General features: G+C 64.2%; 24 protein-coding genes and 1 pseudogene. 14 read left to right on the top strand and 11 right to left on the bottom strand.

Annotated elements, in window-relative coordinates:
* A pseudogene (locus tag GTK09_RS27650) lies at window positions 1-111 on the top strand (IS630 family transposase); the annotation flags it as partial.
* Window positions 112-547: 436 nt separating this feature from the next.
* On the opposite strand, the gene GTK09_RS24345 reads toward GTK09_RS27650, so the two are convergent.
* Window positions 548-1,438 (bottom strand): LysR family transcriptional regulator, encoded by an 891-nt coding sequence (locus GTK09_RS24345; RefSeq protein WP_163466003.1) that lies wholly within the window; start codon window positions 1,436-1,438, stop codon window positions 548-550.
* Between the two features lie 137 nt (window positions 1,439-1,575).
* Between GTK09_RS24345 and GTK09_RS24340 the strand changes: the two genes are divergently transcribed.
* Window positions 1,576-2,598, top strand: a complete 1,023-nt coding sequence (locus GTK09_RS24340) for a zinc-dependent alcohol dehydrogenase family protein (protein ID WP_163466002.1) — start codon at window positions 1,576-1,578, stop codon at window positions 2,596-2,598.
* A complete protein-coding gene (locus GTK09_RS27255; RefSeq protein ID WP_312869954.1) occupies window positions 2,595-2,816 on the top strand; it encodes an NAD(P)H-binding protein in 222 nt (73 codons plus the stop codon). The genes GTK09_RS24340 and GTK09_RS27255 overlap by 4 nt, the downstream gene beginning before the upstream one ends.
* Before the next feature lie 173 nt (window positions 2,817-2,989).
* Here the strand turns inward: GTK09_RS27255 and GTK09_RS24330 are convergent, their stop codons facing one another.
* Window positions 2,990-3,412 (bottom strand): MarR family winged helix-turn-helix transcriptional regulator, encoded by a 423-nt coding sequence (locus tag GTK09_RS24330; protein WP_246218110.1) that lies wholly within the window; start codon window positions 3,410-3,412, stop codon window positions 2,990-2,992.
* 93 nt (window positions 3,413-3,505) lie between these two features.
* On the opposite strand from GTK09_RS24330, the gene GTK09_RS24325 reads away from it, so the two are divergent.
* Window positions 3,506-3,871, top strand: coding sequence for a VOC family protein (locus GTK09_RS24325; RefSeq protein WP_163466000.1), 366 nt, complete (start codon window positions 3,506-3,508; stop codon window positions 3,869-3,871).
* Window positions 3,872-3,940: 69 nt separating this feature from the next.
* On the opposite strand, the gene GTK09_RS24320 is transcribed toward GTK09_RS24325, so the two are convergent.
* The gene (locus GTK09_RS24320) at window positions 3,941-4,777 is read right to left on the bottom strand and encodes a helix-turn-helix transcriptional regulator (RefSeq protein ID WP_163465999.1); all 837 of its coding nucleotides are present in this window, start codon (window positions 4,775-4,777) and stop codon (window positions 3,941-3,943) included.
* A gap of 97 nt (window positions 4,778-4,874) precedes the next feature.
* On the opposite strand from GTK09_RS24320, the gene GTK09_RS24315 reads away from it, so the two are divergent.
* Window positions 4,875-5,774 carry an SDR family oxidoreductase gene (locus GTK09_RS24315; protein ID WP_163465998.1) on the top strand — a complete coding sequence of 300 codons (900 nt, stop codon included), beginning with the start codon at window positions 4,875-4,877 and terminating at the stop codon, window positions 5,772-5,774.
* 304 nt (window positions 5,775-6,078) lie between these two features.
* Here GTK09_RS24315 and GTK09_RS24310 read toward each other — a convergent pair whose 3' ends face one another.
* The 4 genes from GTK09_RS24310 to GTK09_RS24295 form a co-directional block, all read right to left on the bottom strand.
* On the bottom strand, window positions 6,079-6,918 hold the full coding sequence (locus tag GTK09_RS24310) for a protein NO VEIN domain-containing protein (protein WP_163465997.1): 840 nt from the start codon (window positions 6,916-6,918) through the stop codon (window positions 6,079-6,081).
* 42 nt (window positions 6,919-6,960) lie between these two features.
* The gene (locus tag GTK09_RS24305) at window positions 6,961-7,386 is read right to left on the bottom strand and encodes a type II toxin-antitoxin system VapC family toxin (RefSeq protein WP_163465996.1); all 426 of its coding nucleotides are present in this window, start codon (window positions 7,384-7,386) and stop codon (window positions 6,961-6,963) included.
* Entirely contained in the window at window positions 7,386-7,628 is a 243-nt protein-coding gene (locus tag GTK09_RS24300; protein ID WP_163465995.1) for a type II toxin-antitoxin system Phd/YefM family antitoxin, read from the bottom strand. The genes GTK09_RS24305 and GTK09_RS24300 overlap by 1 nt, the downstream gene beginning before the upstream one ends.
* Window positions 7,629-7,692: 64 nt before the next feature.
* The gene (locus GTK09_RS24295; RefSeq protein ID WP_163465994.1) at window positions 7,693-8,604 is read right to left on the bottom strand and encodes a LysR family transcriptional regulator; all 912 of its coding nucleotides are present in this window, start codon (window positions 8,602-8,604) and stop codon (window positions 7,693-7,695) included.
* 105 nt (window positions 8,605-8,709) lie between these two features.
* Here GTK09_RS24295 and GTK09_RS24290 point away from each other — a divergent pair, with 105 nt between their 5' ends.
* The 5 genes from GTK09_RS24290 (at window position 8,710) to GTK09_RS24270 (ending at window position 12,547) form a co-directional block, all read left to right on the top strand.
* Entirely contained in the window at window positions 8,710-9,573 is an 864-nt protein-coding gene (locus GTK09_RS24290; RefSeq protein ID WP_163465993.1) for an SDR family oxidoreductase, read from the top strand.
* Window positions 9,574-9,606: 33 nt separating this feature from the next.
* On the top strand, window positions 9,607-10,080 hold the full coding sequence (locus GTK09_RS24285; protein WP_163465992.1) for an SRPBCC family protein: 474 nt from the start codon (window positions 9,607-9,609) through the stop codon (window positions 10,078-10,080).
* Between the two features lie 40 nt (window positions 10,081-10,120).
* Window positions 10,121-11,188 (top strand): alkene reductase, encoded by a 1,068-nt coding sequence (locus GTK09_RS24280; protein WP_163465991.1) that lies wholly within the window; start codon window positions 10,121-10,123, stop codon window positions 11,186-11,188.
* 71 nt (window positions 11,189-11,259) lie between these two features.
* Window positions 11,260-12,012, top strand: a complete 753-nt coding sequence (locus GTK09_RS24275) for an SDR family oxidoreductase (protein WP_163465990.1) — start codon at window positions 11,260-11,262, stop codon at window positions 12,010-12,012.
* A 130-nt stretch (window positions 12,013-12,142) separates the two neighbouring features.
* Window positions 12,143-12,547, top strand: a complete 405-nt coding sequence (locus GTK09_RS24270; protein WP_163465989.1) for an alpha/beta hydrolase — start codon at window positions 12,143-12,145, stop codon at window positions 12,545-12,547.
* Window positions 12,548-12,607: 60 nt separating this feature from the next.
* Here GTK09_RS24270 and GTK09_RS24265 read toward each other — a convergent pair whose 3' ends face one another.
* From GTK09_RS24265 to GTK09_RS24255, 3 genes are all read right to left on the bottom strand, one after another.
* Window positions 12,608-13,192 carry a TetR/AcrR family transcriptional regulator gene (locus GTK09_RS24265; RefSeq protein WP_163466007.1) on the bottom strand — a complete coding sequence of 195 codons (585 nt, stop codon included), beginning with the start codon at window positions 13,190-13,192 and terminating at the stop codon, window positions 12,608-12,610.
* Complete coding sequence (locus GTK09_RS24260) at window positions 13,189-13,653, bottom strand: nuclear transport factor 2 family protein (RefSeq protein ID WP_163465988.1); 465 nt, start codon at window positions 13,651-13,653, stop codon at window positions 13,189-13,191. The genes GTK09_RS24265 and GTK09_RS24260 overlap by 4 nt, the downstream gene beginning before the upstream one ends.
* Before the next feature lie 171 nt (window positions 13,654-13,824).
* Complete coding sequence (locus GTK09_RS24255) at window positions 13,825-14,724, bottom strand: LysR family transcriptional regulator (protein ID WP_163465987.1); 900 nt, start codon at window positions 14,722-14,724, stop codon at window positions 13,825-13,827.
* A gap of 86 nt (window positions 14,725-14,810) precedes the next feature.
* On the opposite strand from GTK09_RS24255, the gene GTK09_RS24250 reads away from it, so the two are divergent.
* From GTK09_RS24250 to GTK09_RS24230, 4 genes are all read left to right on the top strand, one after another.
* A complete protein-coding gene (locus GTK09_RS24250; protein ID WP_376768049.1) occupies window positions 14,811-15,575 on the top strand; it encodes an SDR family NAD(P)-dependent oxidoreductase in 765 nt (254 codons plus the stop codon).
* A gap of 556 nt (window positions 15,576-16,131) precedes the next feature.
* Window positions 16,132-16,686: a TetR/AcrR family transcriptional regulator gene (locus GTK09_RS24240; RefSeq protein WP_203561183.1), complete on the top strand. Its 555-nt coding sequence runs from the start codon at window positions 16,132-16,134 to the stop codon at window positions 16,684-16,686.
* Between the two features lie 17 nt (window positions 16,687-16,703).
* The gene (locus tag GTK09_RS24235) at window positions 16,704-17,603 is read left to right on the top strand and encodes an alpha/beta fold hydrolase (protein ID WP_163465985.1); all 900 of its coding nucleotides are present in this window, start codon (window positions 16,704-16,706) and stop codon (window positions 17,601-17,603) included.
* Window positions 17,603-18,832 carry an MFS transporter gene (locus GTK09_RS24230; RefSeq protein ID WP_163465984.1) on the top strand — a complete coding sequence of 410 codons (1,230 nt, stop codon included), beginning with the start codon at window positions 17,603-17,605 and terminating at the stop codon, window positions 18,830-18,832. The genes GTK09_RS24235 and GTK09_RS24230 overlap by 1 nt, the downstream gene beginning before the upstream one ends.
* A gap of 248 nt (window positions 18,833-19,080) precedes the next feature.
* Here GTK09_RS24230 and GTK09_RS24225 read toward each other — a convergent pair whose 3' ends face one another.
* The gene (locus GTK09_RS24225) at window positions 19,081-20,064 is read right to left on the bottom strand and encodes an amidohydrolase family protein (RefSeq protein ID WP_163465983.1); all 984 of its coding nucleotides are present in this window, start codon (window positions 20,062-20,064) and stop codon (window positions 19,081-19,083) included.
* Window positions 20,065-20,078 lie beyond the last annotated feature (14 nt).

The raw sequence follows: 20,078 nt of genomic DNA, 5'->3' as shown, positions 1-20,078 counted from the left end.
GCCGCCCGCACTCTGGACCAACTCTGGCGGGCCGTCGGCGACATCTGCGCCCTCTTCACACCCGACGAATGCTGGAACTACTTCAAGGCTGCAGGCTGTGTTGCAGATTAAACGCCCGACGCTCTAGCTGGGTTTTAAACAATTGAGTGGGAGTGACGGATACAAACGGCGACAATAGCATAGTTTCGGCCGGGAATTTCGCTATCGCCTAGTTGCCGCTCTTGTCCGTCTTTCACTCCTATCTTCTAGCCCGATCCATTTCTGTCTCGTGGGACCGATCTGCGGGGACTTCAACGCCGATGTAAAGCTGCTTCGATGGAAGGTCATGCCCTGGCGCGAAATAGCGTGCACAACGGCGGGTTTGCGCCCAAGCCGCTTCTGCCGCTCATTCCAAGTTTGGGAAGCCGACATTCCGCAGGCCCTGACTGGCGACAGGAACGAGTTAATTACGTCCGCCTCCCAAGCGCGGCCAAAAAGGGCAACCGCCTCGCTGTGAACGCGGGAAACACTCCACCAAGGGCGCCGATGAGCAGCGCCAGTGTGATAATCAGAGCTTCATGAAGTCGATGAAGGCGCGGAGCGCTGCCGGCATCCGCGTTCGGCTGGGATAATAGAGGTGGAAGCCCGGCAGCAGCTCGTCGTGATCCGCCAGCACCCGTACCAGGTCGCCGCGTTCGAGATAGGGGGCAACGAAGTCTTCTAGCAGGAAGGCAAGGCCCATGCCTTGGAGGGCGCCCGCGAGCAGGAGATCGGTATCGTTGGTGGTGAGCACGTTCCCGGTCACGATCGTCGCGGCTGGCTTGCCGGGCCGCGCGAAGCGCCACGGGAGAAGGGCGCCGCTTTCGGCCCAGCGGTAGCTGAGGCAGCGGTGACGGGAAAGGTCCTGGGGAGTCCCCGGCGGCGAGTGCGCGGCGAAATAGGCCGGAGAGCCGACCACTGCCGTGTGAAGGTCCGGGGTGAGACGCACCGCGATCATGTCCCGGTTCACCTGGCCGCCGATCCGCACGCCGGCGTCGAACCCCTTTGCCACGATATCGGTGATCTCGTTGTCGACGACGAGATCGAGCTCGACCCCGGGAAAGGCGTCAGCGAAGGCGCCGAGGCGCGGCATCACCACAAGCCTCGCCGCAATGCTCGGCAGGTTGATCCGCACGAGGCCTTTCGGTTGCTCCTGGAAGGCGCCGGTCTCGCGGAGGGCGGCATCCATTTCCGCCAAGGTGGGCTCGATGCGCTCGTAGAGGCTCTGACCTGCCTCCGTCGGCGCGACGCTGCGCGTCGTGCGATTGAGGAGCCGAACGCCCAGCCGCTCTTCCAGCAAACGAATGGTGCGGCTGAGGGCCGAGGGCGACAGGCCGAGCCGTTTGGCGGCGCGGCGGAAGCTTCGCTCCTCTGCCACCAGCGTGAAGGCGCGCAGCTCGGCGAATTCAGCGGGCGTCATTGTACACTTCCAGCGCAACGAATGATGCCGGATAAACACCATTCTCTCGCACAATGCCAGGGCGCACATTGCCCTCGACACTGGAGCGCGCCAATCGATGGGTGCCCTCCGACTCCGACGAGAGAGGCTTATGAGCGATGACCAACATGCGGCGCTGGGAGATCGATGCGATCGGGCTCGACCGCCTGCAATTGCGCGACTGTCCGATACCGACCCCCGGCAAGGGGGAAATCCTTGTGCGGACGGCGGCGGTGGCGCTGAACTATCGCGACAAGATGGTGGTGGAGAGCGGACGCGGTCTGCCGCTGCGGTTCCCCTTCACGCCGGGGTCGGACCTTGCCGGTGAAATCGTGGCCCTCGGGGAGGGAGCCAGTCGCTTCGCCGTTGGCGAGCGGGTGGTGTCGACGCCGACGCCGGACTGGATCGACGGGCTTCGTCCCGGCACCGCCCGCACGCCCGCCTACCAGACGTTGGGCGGGTTCTACCCGGGTGTGCTGGCGGAATACGTCGCGATGCCGGAGCTGTGGTTCGTCAAGGCGCCGGCGAGCCTTGAACCCTGGCAGGCGGCAACATTGCCGGTGGCGGGGCTGACAGCGTGGTCTGCGCTCGTGGAAAGCGCCGGGGTGCGCGCCGGGGACACCGTTCTCATCCCCAGCACCGGCGGTGTCGCGCTGTTTGGGCTTCAGATCGCCAAGGCGAGCGGTGCCGAGGTCATCGTCTGCGGCCAACCTGGTACGGAGGCGCGGGTGCGGGCACTCGGCGCCGATCACTTCGTGGATGCCGATGCTGAAGACTGGATGGAGGCGGTCTATCGGATCACCGGCGATCGCGGTGCCGATATCGTGCTGGAGGTGATCGGCGGGGCGCATCTCGGCCAATCGGTCGAACTCGCCGCCGTCGGCGGCCATGTCTGCCAGATCGGCGCTCTCGATGGCTTCGAGTTCAGTTCCCCGGCCATGCCCCTGATGCTGAAGAACATCACCATTCACGGCATCGGCACCGGCAGTCGCCGGGCCTTGGAGCGCCTGGTGCGGGCTGTCGACAGCGCCAGCATCCGGCCGGTCGTGGACGCGCGGTATCCGTTGGCCGAATTGCCCGCCGCTTTCGAGCATCTCGCTCGCGGTCCCTTCGGCAAGGTGGTGATCGACATGATGGGGTGACGCACGGCGCCGACGCCTCGGCCAGAACCGTCGACCGGACAATCGTCCGGCCGACGGTTCTGACCGACAAACCCAAGACGGGTGCAATATGCGCGCTCACGGATTTGGCTGGCTTTCATGGCGGCAAAATAGCGCGCGCCGATGTCGCCAGCTTTGTCGTGACGGAATTGGACCGCGCGGAGTGGACCGGCAAAGCCCCGCTGATTACCTCCGCATGAGCAGCACCCTGAGGCTCTGTTGCGGCTCGCGTTGCGCGGTGGATCTGCTCCAGTCAACTTTTCCGCAGGTCATCGAAGAACCGGCGGCATTCCCTGAAACATCGCTTGCGGGAAGAATGGAAGCCGGCACGCGATAGGTCGAGACGCTACCTTGCGGCCGCTGCCATCGTCGTTCAGCGAAGCGCCTCGGCCAGGCGCCGCAGCGTCGCAGCGACTGTCTGTGGATCCAGCGGAGCCGAAGCCTCGCGCAGCCGCGCCTCTGCCCCGACGACGATCACGGACGCCGCCGCCACCACCTCCCGACCGCGAGCCGTCAGCTCGGTCGTCCGAACCCGCCCGTGGTTGGGGTGCGGGGCCCGCAGGATGAAGCCCGCTCGCTCCAGCGCGACGACGATCCCCTGCATCGTTTGCGGCGTCACGAAGGAGCGGCGCGCCAGTGCCGCGTTCGAAGCGCCCGGTTCGATCTTCAGGCAGTTCAGCACCGCATATTGCGGCATCGTGAGCCCGATCTGCTGAAGCGCAGAGTCCAGATGCGTGCGCAGTGCCTGCTGCGCCATCTTGAGCGCGAACCCGATGGTGGCGAACGGATCCTCCATCGCCGCATCTCCATCCTGGCTTGACATATCAGTGCCCTTATATAGATATCAGCCCATTGATACCCTGCTGCTGGCAGAAGAGGAAAGCAAGCTATGGCGCATCTGATCGGTCCCGATTTCATCAGCATCCAGACGCAAGATCTGGACGCGGCGCGCGTCTTCTACAGCGAGGTCGTCGGGCTGAAGCTCGCGCCGCACAGCCCTCCGGGCGCCGTCGTGTTCGACACCGGCCCGGTCTCGTTCGCCGTCCGCACGCCGGTCGCGGAGTTGAAGAACAAGGAAGCCCTGGGCGAGGGCGTCGCCCTCTGGTTCGGCTGCGACGATGCCGACGCACTGCACGAGCAACTGGTTGCGCATGGCACGCCCATTGTCTTCCCGCCGAAGGATGGACCGTTCGGGCGCTACTTCGCGTTCCGCGACCCGTTCGGCTACACGATCACGGCGCATACGATCGGTTGAGGTCGGGCGCACAGGGGCAAGGCATGGCGGGCGAACCGTCGGGCCTGGCTCGCACTTGCTTTGACCAGATCAGATCGCCTTGACCTTGATGAGCGCTTTCAATCGCTCGGCATCGGCGGGTGAGGCGGGATTGTAGACGATCAAGCCGAGTTCCGGCCGCCCCTCGACTGCAAAGGAAGAGAACTCCAGGTCGAGCAAGCCTGCTTCCGGGTGTTGGATGCACTTCACGCCTTCGCCGTGCGCGACCACATTGTTGTCCCGCCACAGCGCTTCGAACTCCGGGCTTGCTCGGCAGAGTTCGCCGATGAGCGCCGTCACCTCCGCGCTGCCGCTCGCCCCGGCTCGCGCCACGTCCGCCCGGAACGCACCCACGACGAAGCGGGCGACGCTCTCCCAATCTGCCTGCTTGGCGCGGACGCGGGAACTGCCGAACACAAGGCGGAGGATGTTACGTTCCTCCCGCGGCAGCTTGGAATAGTCGGTCAGCAGAGCCGCAGCCGCCTTGTTCCAGCCGACGACGTCCCACATGGCGTTCTTGATGATGGCGGGACTGAACGGCATCGCGTCGAGTACGCGCTGCAGCCGTGGGGTGACGCCCTCGACCGGCTGGTAACGCACTTCCGGCGGTCGGCCGAGGCCCAGCATGTACAGGTGCTCGCGCTCGGGCTCCGTCAGCATCAGCCCCTTGGCGATCCTGTCGAGCACGTCGGCCGAGGGCGCGCCGCCGCGGCCCTGCTCCAGCCAGGTGTACCAGGTGGGGCTGATGTTCGCGCGGGCGGCGACCTCCTCGCGGCGCAGCCCAGGCGTGCGGCGACGACCGCTGACGAAGCCGAACGACGCCGGGTCGAGCCGGGTGCGCCGGTCGCGCAGATACGTGCCGAGCCGGTTTGCCTTTTCGTCGGCCACGAACGATCCTGTTTGTGATTATACCATGATACGGTCACTACTTTAACAGGCTTGGGTATCTTGCGATATCCCGCTCCTCGAACAAGAGGAGCCTTTCATGCGTGTATTCCTGACCGGTGCGACCGGCTTCGTCGGTTCCCGCATCCTGACCCAACTGCTGGCCGCCGGGCACCAGGTGACCGGCAACAGCCGATCCGACGCCGGTGCTCGCCAGCTGGAGCAGGCCGGGGCCGCAGTCCACCGGGGGGACCTCAACGATGCGGCAGAGCTCGCCAAAGGCGCCGAGAGCGCCGATGCCGTGATCCACACCGCCTTCGACCATGACTTCGCGCACTATGCGGAAAATTGCGAGAAGGACCGCCGCGTCATCGAAGCGATCGGGGATGTGCTCGCCGGATCGGATCGGCCGCTCCTCATCACCTCCGCCATCGGCGTGGGCAGCACCGGAGCAGGACAGTTCGCGCGCGAGGACGTTCTCGATCGGGACCATCCCATGCCTCGCATCGCCAGTGAGCTGGCCGGATTGGCCGTCGGGGAGCGCGGGGTCTCCGTTGGTGTGGTGCGGCTGTCGCAGATCCACGATCCGGTGAAGCAGGGCCTGGTCTCTCCGTTGATCGAACTCGCGCGGACGAAGGGTGTCTCGGCCTACGTTGGAGAGGGCGGCGATCGCTGGTGCGCCGCCTCGGTCGAGGACGCCGCCCGCTTGTACGTCCTTGCGCTGGAGCGACACGAACCAGGCGCGCGCTGGCACGCGGTCGCGGAGGAGGCGATACCAATGCGCGCGATCGCGGAGGCGATCGGTCGCGGACTGGGCGTTCCGGTCCAGGCGATACCGAAGAGCGAGGCCGGAAAGCACTTCGGGTGGATGGCGGGCTTCGCAAGCTTCGACATGCCGGCCTCCAGCGCGGTTACGCGTGAACGGCTCGGCTGGACGCCAGTAGGTCCGACCCTGTTCGAAAATCTCTCCCGGATGGACTACTCGGTCGGCAAGGAATGATTGCTGAGCCACGGCGCCGCGCTGCCGCTCCCACCTGTGTCGTTCATCTCTCATAGCCATTGGCCGGAATGAAAGAACGGCCTGTTGAAGGATTCGACGCGGGGATCAGGATCGGCGAGCGGCTGGCGCAGAATATGGACGCCGTACCGCTAACTCCGCCCTACCGAAACGCAGGGGGCGGCTCTTCCGCATACTTCGCACCGTTTGGAAGCCGTCTTTTGAAGCGCCCGGCGATAGCCTCGGTGTCACGGAAGACTGCTAGTACTGTAATGTTGGCCGGGAGCCGTCGGTCATCTATCAGCCACTACAAGAGGTCCGCCTGATAGCTGGTCGCCATCAGCGACACATGCGCTTCCAGCGGCGGACGCAGCTCGAACGCCTTTGGCTCCCGCGCAAAATTCCACACCCGCACCAGCCGCCAATTCTTGCTCCGCTCCTCAGCAACGGCCAGCTCATTGCGCGAGATGTGAAACGGCGTGCGCTCCCAGCCCCTGGTTGTCTTCACCTCGATCAGCCGATCGCGGCCGTCGATGTCGAAGCTCAGGATGTCATAGCCGGCGCCATCGCCGTCGACATGCGACACCCAGCGAATACTCCCGGCGAGATCGGTCCGGCCGGCGGCAAGAAGGCTGGCACGCTCATGGGCCAGGACACGCTCCTCACCGGCGCGGCCTAACGCGCGATTGCGGGCATCGCGCTCCGCCACATCGTACTTTCGGGCGATGGCGGTCATCTGCTCGAGCTCGTCGGGCGGCGGCGCATTGCTCTGTGTCGGTGGTGGGCCGATCCACAGCATCGCTTCCTCCCGCAGCACTGACGGTGACGGACCTATCGCCATCCGCGCGGCTGGTGCGAGCCAATCCGGATGGCGATTGAGCCAGCGCACCACCGCATCGGCGAGTGAGGCCTGGAAAGCGAAGGCCGGCTTGTAGCCTGGGATCCAGTTCTCACCGAGCCCCTTGAGCACGGCGCTGATATTCTGATGCTTGTACTCGATCGAGCCGCGGGGCCGATCGATCACCGCCTGCAGCAGGCGGTTATGCTCGGCCTTGCTGTAGGGCCGCCCAGCCAAGTCGTTCGCGAGCATCGCGAAATAATCCGCCACGATCGCATCGTTCTGCTCGTCGGACCAGTCACCGGCCATGGCAGCTTCCGAGCGGGCCGGCCAAGCTGGAGAAGGCCCGTATCATGCCAGCAACTGCGCCGGCACACCGAGCACCGGGCCGGCCTCGGCGAGCCGCTGGTCGAGCGTATGCACAGTGGCGCCATGCTCCGACGCGACGGCAAGATGCAGAGCGTCACCGGCACGAAGCCCCAAGGTGTGTTGATCGGTAAACCTCGCCGCCGCCCGGAAGTGCCCACCCGTCACGGGCAGCACCCTGAAGCTCTCGGCGACCAGCTTGTTGAACATGGCGAGCGCTGCCGCGCGCTGCTCCAGGCTGATCTGTCCAGTCCGCAGCTTGATCGCCATGGCGGACGACATCTCGGTGATGGTCCAGTCGCTGATCAGAAGCTGTGCCGGGTCCTGCTCCGCCAGCCAGGCCTGAACACGCGGCGTCATCGCTTCATTGGAGAGCGCCGCGACGATCAGCGACGTGTCGAGATAGAGCATCAGTAGCGGTCGCCATCCCGCATCGAGCGCACGAGATCGGCGGCGATCTGGGACTGCGGCAGCATCGCCTCAGCCAGCGATCGCAGCAACGCGGCATCGATCGGCTTGCGCGGCTTGGCCACTGCGGTGAGCCGCGCGACCGGCTTGCCGCGGCGGGTGATGTCGATCGAATCGCCCGCTTGGACCCGGTCGACCAGCTCGCTCAGATGGGCTTTGGCATCTGCCAGATTGATGGCAACCATATCACGCTCCTGACTATGTAGATAGTCACCTAGTGTATCATGCTTAAGAATTCCAGCGGTGGCTTCAACGCGGTGTCGGTCTCCATTTTTCGAGATAAGCTGCGAGTTCGTCGGGAGTTCCTTGAGGAAAGGCCTCTTTCAGGTAATCGAGGAATGCCGACACGCGCGCGCTCAGCAGCCGTCGCGTCGGATAGAGCGTCCAAAGCGCGATCTCCGGACCCTCCACATCGCCCCAGTGCACCAAGGTGCCGTCAGCAATATCGTGGCTTACGAGCGAGATTGGCAACCGTCCGGCGCCCGCGCCTCTCCGAACGGCATCGCGAACCATGACGAGTGATGACAGGCTCAGGATCGGCGTGACGGCGATGCTCGCTGGGCCTGCCGGTGTCGTGACGTTCCACACTTCCGCCGGCTTTGCCGCCCCGCGCACGATCGCTGGAACAGCTGCTCCATCCAATAGTGGCGCCAAATCGGGGCTCGCGACCACAACCAGCCGATCGCGCAGGAAGACCCGCCCCACGAGGCTTTCATCAGGCGCGGGATTGACACGGATCACCAGATCATAGGCTTCCTCGATCATGTCGACCGACCGATCCTCGGTCGTGACCTCCAGGCGCACTTCCGGATATTTGAGCGCAAAGCCGGCCGCCAGTTTCCCCATCGCGGTTTGGGAGAAGAGCAGGGGGGCGCTGATCCGCAGCCTGCCCCGCGGACTGTGCCCACGCGAGGCTATCGCCGACGCCGTCTCGTCGAGGTCGGTGAGCAACTGGCTCGTTCGCTCGAACAAGGCGCGTCCTTCCTCGGTCAGCTTGAGGAGGCGCGCACCGCGTTCGAAGAGCCGCAGGTCGAGGCTGGCTTCAAGTTCGGCAACGCGGCGGGACAGCGTCGCCTTTGGGCGTCCGGCCGCACGCGAGGCCTTTCCGAACCCGCCATGACGGGCGACGAGCGTAAAATCGGCGAGAGCGGGAAGGTCCATGATCGTTCCACCTGTGAGACGGCCTGTCTAGACTTAGCGACTATCGGCACGAATGTGGATCGCTAATTTGGGGCATGCAAACGGCTCAACCCAAGGAGTGACCCCATGACCATCCTCGTAACCGGCGCGACCGGCAATGTCGGAAGCAATGTCGTCGAACAGCTCGTCAATCGCGGCGCCGACGTGCGCGCTCTGGTTCGCGATCCCGCAAAGGCCAGCCTCCCCGCCGGCGTCGAGGTCGTCCAGGGCGACCTGCTCGACGTCGACTCGCTGCGCGGCGCCATGAAGGGCGTCTCGACGCTGTTCCTTCTGAACGGAGTCGTCGCCGATGAATTCACCCAGGCGCTGATCGCGCTCAACGTCGCCCGCGAGGCAAAGATCGAGCGGATCGTCTATCTGTCGGTGATCCACAGCGACGTCTACGTGAACGTGCCGCACTTCGCGGGCAAGTTCGGCGTCGAGCGGATGATCGAACAGATGGGCCTCAGCGCCACCATCCTGCGCCCAGCCTATTACATGGACAACGAGATCACGATCAAGGACGTGATCACCGGCTACGGCGTCTATCCGATGCCGATCGGCGACAAGGGCCTGGCGATGATCGACGCCCGCGACATCGGCGAGATCGCCGCGCTCGAGCTGGTCCGCCGCGAACAGTCGCCCGCGCCGCTCCCGCTCACCCGCATCAACCTGGTCGGCCCGGACACGCTGACCGGCGCAAGCGCCGCCGCCATCTGGAGCGAGGTTCTCGGCCGCGAGATCGCCTATCCGGGCAACGACACCGCCGGCTTCGAGCAGAACATGCGCCAGTTCATGCCGGCGTGGATGGCCTACGACATGCGTCTGATGGCCGAGCGCTTCGTGTCCGACGGCATGCTGCCCGAGGCCGGCGACGTGGACCGGCTCACCACGCTGCTCGGCCGCCCGCTGCGCACCTACCGCGAATACGTCGCGCAGATCGCCGGCTGACGCCGCCAGCCCTCACCGACAAGGACCACCATCATGATCTATTCGACCGCCACGGTTCCGGTGAACCCGGAAGGCGAAACTCCGCTCACCCGAGAGCAGGTCTGGAAAGGCCTCGAGCTCAAGGCCCGCGACGCCCGGGCGTTCCTTCCTTCCGGCCTGTGCACGAAATGCGACGTCACCGAGGAAAGCGCGACCCACTTCGTCCGAGACGCCACGATCGCCGGCGCCGACCTGCGCGAGATCATCGTGCTCGAGCCGCAGCGCAAGGTCACCTTCTTCCAGGCGACCGGCCCGCGCGAGGGCGCCATCGTCAACGAATTGTTCGAGGACGAGGCGGGCGCGCTTCAGCTCAAATTCTACTGCTACCTCGGACTGCGCGACAAGCTCCCGAACGGTCCGGAAGAACAGGCCGAGCAGACGCAGTTCGACAGCGACAAGGGCTACAAGGCCGCGCTCCTGTCCACGCTGAAGCGCACCCGCGAGATGCTCGCCGAAGGCAAGCTCTGATCCTCCCGCCCACGGCATCCCCCAGTTCAGGAGAACTCCCATGGCCGATCTCTGGTCCCCCATCAAACTCGGCAGTCTGCAACTGCCGCATCGCCTTGCCATGGCGCCGATGACACGCAGCCGGGCCAAACCCGACGGCACCCCCGGCGACCTCGCCCCCGAATATTATGCGCAACGCGCGACGATGGGCCTGCTCGTCACCGAAGGAACCCAGCCGTCCGCGGACGGGCAGGGCTATCCGAACACGCCCGGCATCTACACCGACGACCATGTCGCCGGATGGCGCAAGGTGACGGACGCCGTCCATGCGGCCGGAGGCAGGCTGTTCGTCCAGCTGATGCATGTCGGCCGCAGATCCCATCCGGAAAACACCGCACATCATCGCCAGCCGGTTGCCCCGTCGGCGATCGCCCCGGGTGAAGACATGTTCACCGGCAAGGGCATGCTGCCGGTTCCGGAACCCCGCGCGCTCAACACCGGAGAGGTTCGGCAGACCGTCGCCGACTATGCCTATGGCGCCACGCGGGCGATCGAAGCCGGTGCCGACGGCGTCGAGGTCCACGGCGCGAACGGTTATCTGGTGCACCAGTTCCTGGCGCCGAATGCCAATGAGCGTACCGACGAATACGGCGGTTCACTCGAGAACCGCGCACGGTTCGCGATCGAGGTCGTGCAGGCGATCGCCGCTGGCATCGGACCGGAGAAGACTGCGATCCGCCTGTCCCCCGGCCTGCCGACCGGCGGCATCGTCGAAGGAAACGCCAATGACGACCTGTACCGCTATCTGGCGGAGGCGTTCGGCAAGATCGGCATTGCCTACCTACACGTGCTGCACATCGGCAATGAGGGGCTCCTCTCCGACATCCGCAAGGCGTTTGGCGGTGTGCTGATCGTCAACCGGCCGGGCCGCACGCGCGAGCAGGTCGGGACCGATGTCGCGGCAGGAATCGCCGACATGGAGGCCTTGGGCACGATGACCCTGGCGAACCCCGACCTCGTGCATCGTTTGAAGACAGTGGCGCCGTTCAACGAGGTGCGCAAGGACCTGTTCTACGCCGGCGGCGGTGCCGAAGGCTACACCGACTACCCCGTTCTCGAGCGCGCCTGACCCGGCCGCATCACCGGCGGCTGGCACGAGCCCGGCTCTGTCCCGCCGCCAATATGACAAGGACTTATCCCATGAAGACGACAGGCAACACGATCCTCATCACCGGCGGCGGCACGGGGATCGGCGAGGCGCTCGCACACCGCTTTCACGACCTCGGCAATACCGTGATCATCGCCGGCCGGCGGATGGAGACGCTGGAAAAGGCAATCGGTGACCGGCCGAACATCCATGCGCTGACGTTCGACCAGAACGACCCCGCCAGCATCGCGGCGTTCGCCGATACGCTCGTTACCGATTTCCCGGGCTTCAACGTGCTGTTCAACAGCGCCGGCATCATGCGCATGGAAGGGTCGCTCGACACATTCCGCGATCTGGGCGACGCCGAGGCCTCGGTCACCAGCAATCTGCTCGGCCCGATCCGGTTGACCAATGCGCTGATCGAGCATCTGGTCCGCCAGAGCGACGCGGTGATCGTCAATGTCAGCTCGGGCTTGGCCTTTGTGCCGTTGGTGATCGCGCCGACCTATTCGGCGATCAAGGCGGCGATTCACAACTACACCGAATCGCTGCGCGCCGTGCTGAAAGGCAAGGTCGAGGTGATCGAACTGGTGCCGCCCGCGGTGCGGACGAGCCTCACCCCCGGCCAACAGGACAACGAACGCTTCATGCCGCTCGACGCCTTCGCCGATCAGGTCATGGCGCGCTTCCAGCAGACGCCCACGCCGCGCGAGATCCTGGTGGAAGGCGTCGACTTCATGCGCAACGCCGAGGCCGAGGGCCGCTTCGACGATACCCTGGCGGCGATCAACCCGTTTCTCAAGTAGCCCGCCGAGGCCACGTCGCGATCCGGCCACCCGTACCGCCGCTTCGTCGTCTCAGATCGGGGACACTGCGTCTCCTTCTGCTGCTCGGCGAGGCGAGCGCGATCCAGCATCAGGCACAAGGACAAAAGCGATGACCGTTATCAGCCACGACGAAAGCCTCAAGGATCGGGCCGTGATGGCGGCGATGCGGGCGGCGCTGGCGGTCTCACCGGCTCCGGAGTCAAAGCCGGAAAGCCGCGCTGCTTATGACAAGCTCATGGCCCAGGTGCCAATCGCAGCCTCGGTCGGGAGGACCGCCGGAGAAGTTGGCGGCACTGCCGGATGGTGGTGCCGCCCAGCGAACGAGGCACCGCAGCAGGCGATCCTCTACCTCCACGGCGGAGGCTATGTGATCGGCTCGGCCGCAGCCTATCGCGGGCTCGGGAGCCAGATCGCGGCCCGAACAGGCGTGCCAACGTTCGTGGCGGATTATGCGCTTGCGCCGGAGAGCCCCGTCCCCGCCGCACACCCCGGCTTTGCACGACTGCCTGCCTAGCCGGTGCGTCAAACAGCGAGATCTGAGCAGGTGTTCGACACAGAGGTCTGGCCATGCAGGTCAGCAGTTGTGCCGCGCTAAGGCGTCAAGCAGGGCCGCTTCGTGACGACGGACGATCCGCTTGAAGAGAGCTTCGTCCCCTAGTGCCCGCGCCAGAACGATGGCGCCCTGGACACCGGACACCGTTTCCTCTGCGAGCTGCACGGCCAGCGGCGACGGAACGCCGCCGGACTGGACGCACCGGGCCAGCGCTGAGATCCAGCGGGCAAAGTAGGTCTTCACTCTGGCTGCGAAAACATCACCAGAGGAGCCAAGACCGATCCAGCCTACCAGGCATACCCTGCCTCCGGATCGAAAATAGGCCGTCACCTCCGCGGTCATGGTCCTGATCGCCGCTGCCGGGTCTCGGGCCTGCTCCAGTGGCGTGAAGATCGTCGTGACGAACCAGCAGTCGATGTCGGCGAGAACGGCATCCATCATCTCCTCCTTCCCGCCGGGGAAGAAGTTGTAGAGGCTGCCCTTGCCGAGACCGGTCGCCTGCGAGAGCATCGACAGGCTCGCTCCCTCGAAGCCGTGTTCGCGGAACGCCTCTGCCAGTGCTGGCAGAGCGTCGGCGCGGTCGGTCAGAACCCGTTTCGCCTTCAGAGGTCAAGATCGCTGAGGGAGGGATGACCGTCTGGACGACGCCCAAGCGGCCAATGGAACTTGCGTTCGTCCTCCGCAATCGGACGATCGTTGATCGAGGCAACACGGCGGGCCATCAGCCCGGCGTCGTCGAACTCCCAGTTCTCGTTCCCGTAGGATCGGAACCAGTTGCCGCTGTCGTCTCGCCATTCATAGGCGAACCGCACGGCGATCCGGTTGCCGTCGTGCGCCCACACCTCCTTGATGAGCCGGTAGTCCAGCTCCTTCGTCCACTTGCGCGTCAAGAAGGCAACGATGGCGTCGCGGCCGGTGAGGAACTCACCCCTGTTCCGCCACGCACTATCGATCGTGTAGGCCAGTGACACCTTCTCCGGATCGCGGCTGTTCCAGGCATCCTCAGCCATGCGAGCCTTCTGTGCCGCTGTTTGAGGGGTGAAAGGAGGTAATGGCGGTCGAGACATGGCTGCACCTGCAAACGGGATTGTACCGAACGGTACAACATGACTTTGCCGAGGTCAACTCTGTTTGCGCGACAGGAACTGCCTACGCGGTCAGAAGCGGCCCCCGCTCCCGCTGCCCGCCGGTGGCAAATCGTTGCTTGTCCGACCGCATAATAGTTTCAGGAGCCGGCTTTACCAGCGGTTCTCCTGCACATAACCGATGAACGCGCTTAGCGGCGCAGGCACATGGTCTCTCCCGTAATAGTAGAGAAACGGTCCGCTGAAGCTGTGCCACCAAGGCTCAAGCACCGGCTGCAGCGCGCCGCTGTCAAGCGCCGGTCTCAACCACTCTTCGAAGAGCTGCACCATGCCGCATCCGTCGATCGCAGCGGAAACAGCGAGTTCCATTGCGTTCACATCAACCACCAGGGTTCCCGGAGGCTCGATACTGACAATTTCACCGTCACGCTCAAATTCCCATGTTGCGATTGCGCCGCTGCCGGATTTGCCCGGTAGGCAAGCGTGGTGGAGAAGATCACTAGGATGCACCGGGTGGCCGTGCCGGGCGAGATAGGCAGGCGAGGCGGCGGTCGCGAAGCGTTGGCTCTTTGGCCCGATGGGCACCGCGACCATATTCTTGGTCAGCCGCTCGCCGTAGCGAATGCCGGCATCGCAGCCGGCGGCGAGGATATCCACGACGCCGTGCTCAGCCGTGACCTCGACGCGAACGTTCGGGAAGGCGGCCATGAAGCCTGGTAGAAGGCGCGGCAGAACGAGGCGTGCGGCATTAACAGGTACATTAAGACGGATCGTGCCGTTGGGTGTTTCGCGATAGTCGTTGGCGCGCTCAAGCGCGGCCTCAACGTCGGCCATTGCACTCTGTAACCGCTCAAGCAGGTGGGCGCCCGCCTCGGTGGGGACGACGCTTCGCGTTGTCCGATTGAGAAGACGGAGCCCAAGTTGATCTTCGAGCCTCTTCACGGCCCCACTGAGACTGGACGCGCTAATGCCTGTCGCTTGAGCGGCATCGCGAAAGCCGCCCGCCGTCGCAACCGCGACGAAGGCGCGAGCAGCAGATAAGTCAGCGACCATTGTTCAAAAATCCGTACAACATGTAGTGTGATTAGCATCTTATTCATCGCAATTGAAGCGCTTATGTCTCTCCTCGAAGGAGATCCATGATGACAAATCCAAAGCAAATCGCGATCGTAACCGGCGGCAGCCGTGGCCTGGGCCGCAGCACCGTACTGAACCTGGCGAGGCGGGGAGTTCACAGCATTTTCACCTACAACTCGTCCGCCGACGAGGCGGACAAGGTGGTCGCCGCTGTCGGAGAAGCCGGCGCAAAGGCTGTGGCGCTCAAGCTCGACACCGGCGAAGTTGGGTCGTTCGATACATTCGTGGATCAGGTGCGAGAAGCACTGAGGACGCTAGGGGCGGTGCGCTTCGACTACCTCGTCAACAATGCCGGAATTTCGAACCACACGGCGTTCGGCGATGTGACGCCCGAGGAGCTGGACAGGCTTTACGACGTCAATTTCAAGGGCGTTTTCTTCCTCACCCAGAAGCTGCTGCCGCTCATCAAGGATGGTGGGAGCATCGTCAACGTTTCGTCGGGCGTCACCCGCTTCGTCAATCCGGACAGCGTCGCCTACGCGGTGTTCAAGGGCGCTGTGGAAGTCTTTACGCGATACCTCGCGCATGACGTGGGCAAGCGCAGTATCAACGTCAATTCAGTGGCTCCGGGCGCGATCCAGACGGATTTCAGCGGTGGCGTCGTTCGCGACAATCCAGCGGTCAATAAGATGGTGTCTGACATGACGGCACTGGGCCGTCCCGGCCTTCCGGATGATATCGGCCAGATGATCGCGTCACTGCTTTCCGAGGGAAATCACTGGATCAATGCGCAGCGTATCGAGGTATCCGGCGGCATGAAGCTTTAGTCGAAAACCAAGGCGCCACCGCTCGGCAGAGCGGTGGGCACGGAGGAGGTTGCTTGACCGATCCTGGAGGGAAGGTGGCACTGGTCACAGGCGCGGCCCGCGGGCTTGGGCGAGCGATTGCCGAGCGATATGCCGCTCTCGGCGCAGCATCGTGGTGAACTATGCAGGGAGCGAGCAAGCTGCCCGCAAACTAGTTAGCCGCATTGAAGCGCAGGGCGGAAGCGCTCTCGCCGTTCGCGCTGACGTATCGAAGGTCGCGGAAATCGACCAACTGTTTGACGCCGCGGGGCAAAGGTACGGCGCCTCGACATCGTGATCGCCAACGCCGGCATCGAACCGGTCGGGCGTAGCGTCACTGATTTCGACGAGGCGGATCCACCTTCTTTCAAACGGCACCGCTTCGATAGCGGCAGGCTCTTTCCGACATCGAAGGCGAGAAAGAACCGGCAACATTGCTCCGATCCTTGACATAGGAAACGAATGTTTCCTATATCGGGCCATGAGCAAGCTTTCCGCACCTCGCCGCCCAGTGATGGGACGACCTCGCGCTTTCAAGATGGAAGCGGTTCTGGCCAGTGCCGTGCCCGTCTTCCGCGAGCATGGGTACGACGGTGCATCCATCGACCTGCTCAAGGAGGCGACCGGTCTCACGGCGGGAAGCCTCTACAAGGCGTTCAAGGACAAGAAGGGCGTCTTCGCGGCTGCCTTCACATACTATGTGGAGGACCGGCAGCGGCAGCTTGCCGAGCGGCTGCGCGGACTACGCACCGGGCGTGAGCGCATTGCAGAAACCCTGCGGTTCTATCTGGATTCCGCTTCCGGCTCGGAAGGACGTCAAGGCTGTCTCGTTCTGGCCGGGCTGATCGAGGCCACGACCTTGGACGGCGCGCTGCATGATGCGCTCTGGAGAGCCTTGGCGAACAACCGGTCAGCGCTGATCGCCATGCTTCGCGAGGGGCAAGAAGACGGGTCGATCCGCAGCGATCTGGTGGTCGAGCCCTGCGCCGACATTCTCCTCGGCCTTCTGCAAGGGCTCAGGGCCGTCGGAAAGCTGCATGATCCGGCCGATCATGATGCCCTGGTCGCCACGGCTCTCAAGACAATCGATTGAAACTTCCAGGAAACGTCATGACCTTGCATACGCGTGCGCAGCCGCCTTTCGATGCGGCCTCCTTCAACCATGGATTCGAGACGATCGACGGAGTGCGTCTCCACTACGTCACGGCGGGTCAGGAGGACGCGGAGCCTCTGGTGCTGCTGGCTGGCTATCCCCAAAGCTGGTTCGCGTGGCGCAAGGTGATGCCCATCCTGGCCGAACGCTTCCGGCTCGTCGCCCTCGATCTTCCCGGGCAGGGCGACTCCGACAAGCCGTCGGAGGGCTACGACACGGGGACGGTTGCACGGCGCATCCATGATTTGTTCGGGCGCCTTGGCCTGTCCCGCTACGGCCTTGCCGCCCACGATATCGGCGCCTGGGTCGGCTTGCCCTATGCGTTGATGTTCCCGGAGGAGGTCAGTCGGCTTGCCCTTCTCGATGCCGGCATCCCCGGAGTCACGCTGCCCGACATGCTGCCGGCGGCTCCCGACAAGGCATGGAAGACGTGGCATTTCGCGTTTCATGCCGTGCCCGATCTTCCCGAGGCGCTCATAGCCGGGCGCGAGCGCGTCTATCTGGACTGGTTCCTGCGCCGCAAAGCAGCCAACCCATCGAGCTTCGGTGAGGCCGACCTCGATGAATACGTCCGTATCTTCAGCCAACCGGGGGCGCTGCGAGCGGGACTTGCCTTCTATCGTTCGGTTGCTCTGTCGGCCGAGCAAAATCGCGCGCTGATAAGTGATGCCAAGCTCGCCATGCCGGTCCTGGCCGTCAGCGCAGACCAAGGCTCGATCCCCGACATGGCCAGTCCATTGCGGCCTTTTGCGGCTGACATTCGTGGCGAAACCATCGCCCGGAGCGGCCACTTCATTCCCGAGGAGCAGCCTGAAGCTCTCGCCCGATTGTTCGACGATTTCTTCGGACGGCAGTGATGGGAAGGGCTGCTTTGTCATCCGGCATGGCAGAACGCCACGACACCTCGATCCGCGAGCGAGCGGGTGCCGTGCCGACCCTGCTGCTGGCGCTCGCATGCGCAATCATCGCTGCCAACATCTACTATCTGCAGCCCCTCGTGGCGGCTGTTGCCCAATCTGTCGGGCTTCCCGATAGTGCCGCCGGACTGGTCGCCAGCATGACCCAGATTGGCTACGGTATCGGCCTCGTTCTGATCGTGCCCCTTGCAGACCTGGTGGAGAACCGGCGGCTCGTCGCGATGGTCCTCGGCCTGTCGGTCGTTGCTCTGGCTTCGGCCGCCTTAGCGCCTCAAGCATCCATTCTTCTGCCCGCCACTTTCGCCATAGGGCTCGGTTCTGTCGGGGTGCAGCTCGTCGTCGTCTACGCGGCCCATCTTGCGTCCGAACTGGAACGGGGCCGGGTCATTGGCGCCGTGACCTCCGGATTGATGTTCGGCATCATGGTGTCACGTCCCGTCGCGAGCGCGCTGGCGGAGCTCACCTCGTGGCGCGTCGTGTTGGGTGTCGGGGCCTTCCTGACCGCAGCCATCGCGCTTGGTCTGCAACGGGCTCTCCCGAAGCGGCAACCACGCTCTTCCGAAACCTATCGAGGCCTGCTTGCAAGTCTGCCCAAGCTCTATCGGGCAAGCCCGATCGTACAATGGCGGACCGTTATCCATTGCAACCTGTTCTTCGGATTCGGGCTATTCTGGACTGCCGTTCCTCTCGTCCTGCTGGACCGCTTCCAGTTCTCGCAGAGCGGCATTGCCGTGTACGCCCTGACAGGGATCGCCAGCGTGCTCGCCGCTCCGGTCGCCGGGCGTCTGGCCGACCGTGGCCATGCCTCGATCGGTTCCGCCGTTTCGATCGCTCTCGTCGGGACAGGATTTGCCGCGGCGATCTTGGGAATGCCCGAGCAAGGCGGCGTGTGGCTGCTTGCTGTCGCCTCCCTGCTCATCGGGGCGGGTGTTACCGCTCACGCAGTGTTCGGGCAGCGCGACGTGTTCAGCATGCCCGCATCGAACCGAGCCCGGCTCAATGGAGTCTTCATGGCAGCCTACTTCGCTGCAGGCGCCATCGGCTCGGCCATCGCCGGCTTGGCTTATGCGAATTGGGGCTGGCGCATGACCTGCCTGCTCGGCGTGGTCACGGCTGGCGTCGCGATGGTCCGGTTCATCAGGTCGGATCATGGCACGACCGATCAATGACGTGCCGGATGCCAGCCCTTGATGCCGGGAGGCGGATCAGAAAGCTTCATAGCCTGCGGCTGGGATCGCGCCCGACGATTGCCGAGATTGACGGCGTTTGAGTTTCCGATTTTCAATAGATAATCTGACTACCTCAGCATTTTTCCCGTCTGGGAATGGTTCTGTTGAAAATTACGATGTTGCCTCAGGAATAGATTGGTTGCCGCACGAGCTCAGAAAAAGCGGTCGCTGGACTGTGGTTGAGCCAGTCAAAGGGAGACGCCCTGGGTCAGTCGTTCCCAGTTTCCGTAAGCAAAAGCCGTTTTGCCTGCATCATCCAACCCGCATTCCGCCACAAACCGCCGCGCGTCGCGGCCGGGTCGGTACTGGTAAGGGTAATCTGTGGAAAAGAGCAGGCGATCCGCTCCGACGATCGCGAGCGCACGCGCCAGATAGCCGGCGCTGAACATACCGCTGGCAGTGACGTACAGATTGCGACGCAGGTAGGTGTCGATAGGATGCTTCAGACCTGACACTCGATCCATGGCCGCTAGGCGCTCGGCATAGAACAGCACGACCTCGCCCCAGTGACCGAGGATCACCTGCAAGTCTGGCAGGCGGTCGAAGGTGCCGGCCAGCACAAGGCGGATGAACTGGATGCCTGCGTCGTAGTGCCAGCCAAGGCCGTAAATCGCGAAGGCCGCATCCACCTCAGGCGTGAAGCCCGAGTAGTAGGCCGATCGTACGGTCGGAGGGGGCGTGCGGGGGTGTAGCAGGATCGGCACACCGAGCCTCGCGGCGCTCTCGAAGATCGGCGAAAGCTCCGGATGGTCGAGATTACGGTCACCAATCCGCCCGCACAGCATCGTACCTTTGAAACCCAACGTCAACACGCAGCGCTCCAGTTCCAGCATCGCGCTGTCAGGCGATCCAACCGGCAGCGTCGCCAGTGCCTGGAAGCGATCGGGATGCCGGGCGCAGGCTTCGGCCACGGCGTCATTGGCGCGGCGCGCCAGATCGACGCCCTGCGGCCCCAGGTCATGCAACGCGGGGGTGGTGAGCGAGAGGACCTGAACATCGAGGCCCGTCTCGTCCATCAATGCGAGCCGCTGGTCGGCGACATCGAGCAGACGACGCTCGACCTCGCCTGAATGAATCGCGACGCTTGGATCGGTGGCGGCGAGCGACGCCGCCGCCCAGGCAGCGCGCACATCCGCCGTCAGGTAATGCTCCTCGATGCCGATCAACTTCATGCGTGGACCTTGCT

The sequence above is a fragment of the Jiella pacifica genome (assembly GCF_010500815.1).
Lineage (GTDB): Bacteria > Pseudomonadota > Alphaproteobacteria > Rhizobiales > Rhizobiaceae > Jiella > Jiella pacifica.
This window is presented reverse-complemented; position numbering and strand designations above follow the sequence as displayed.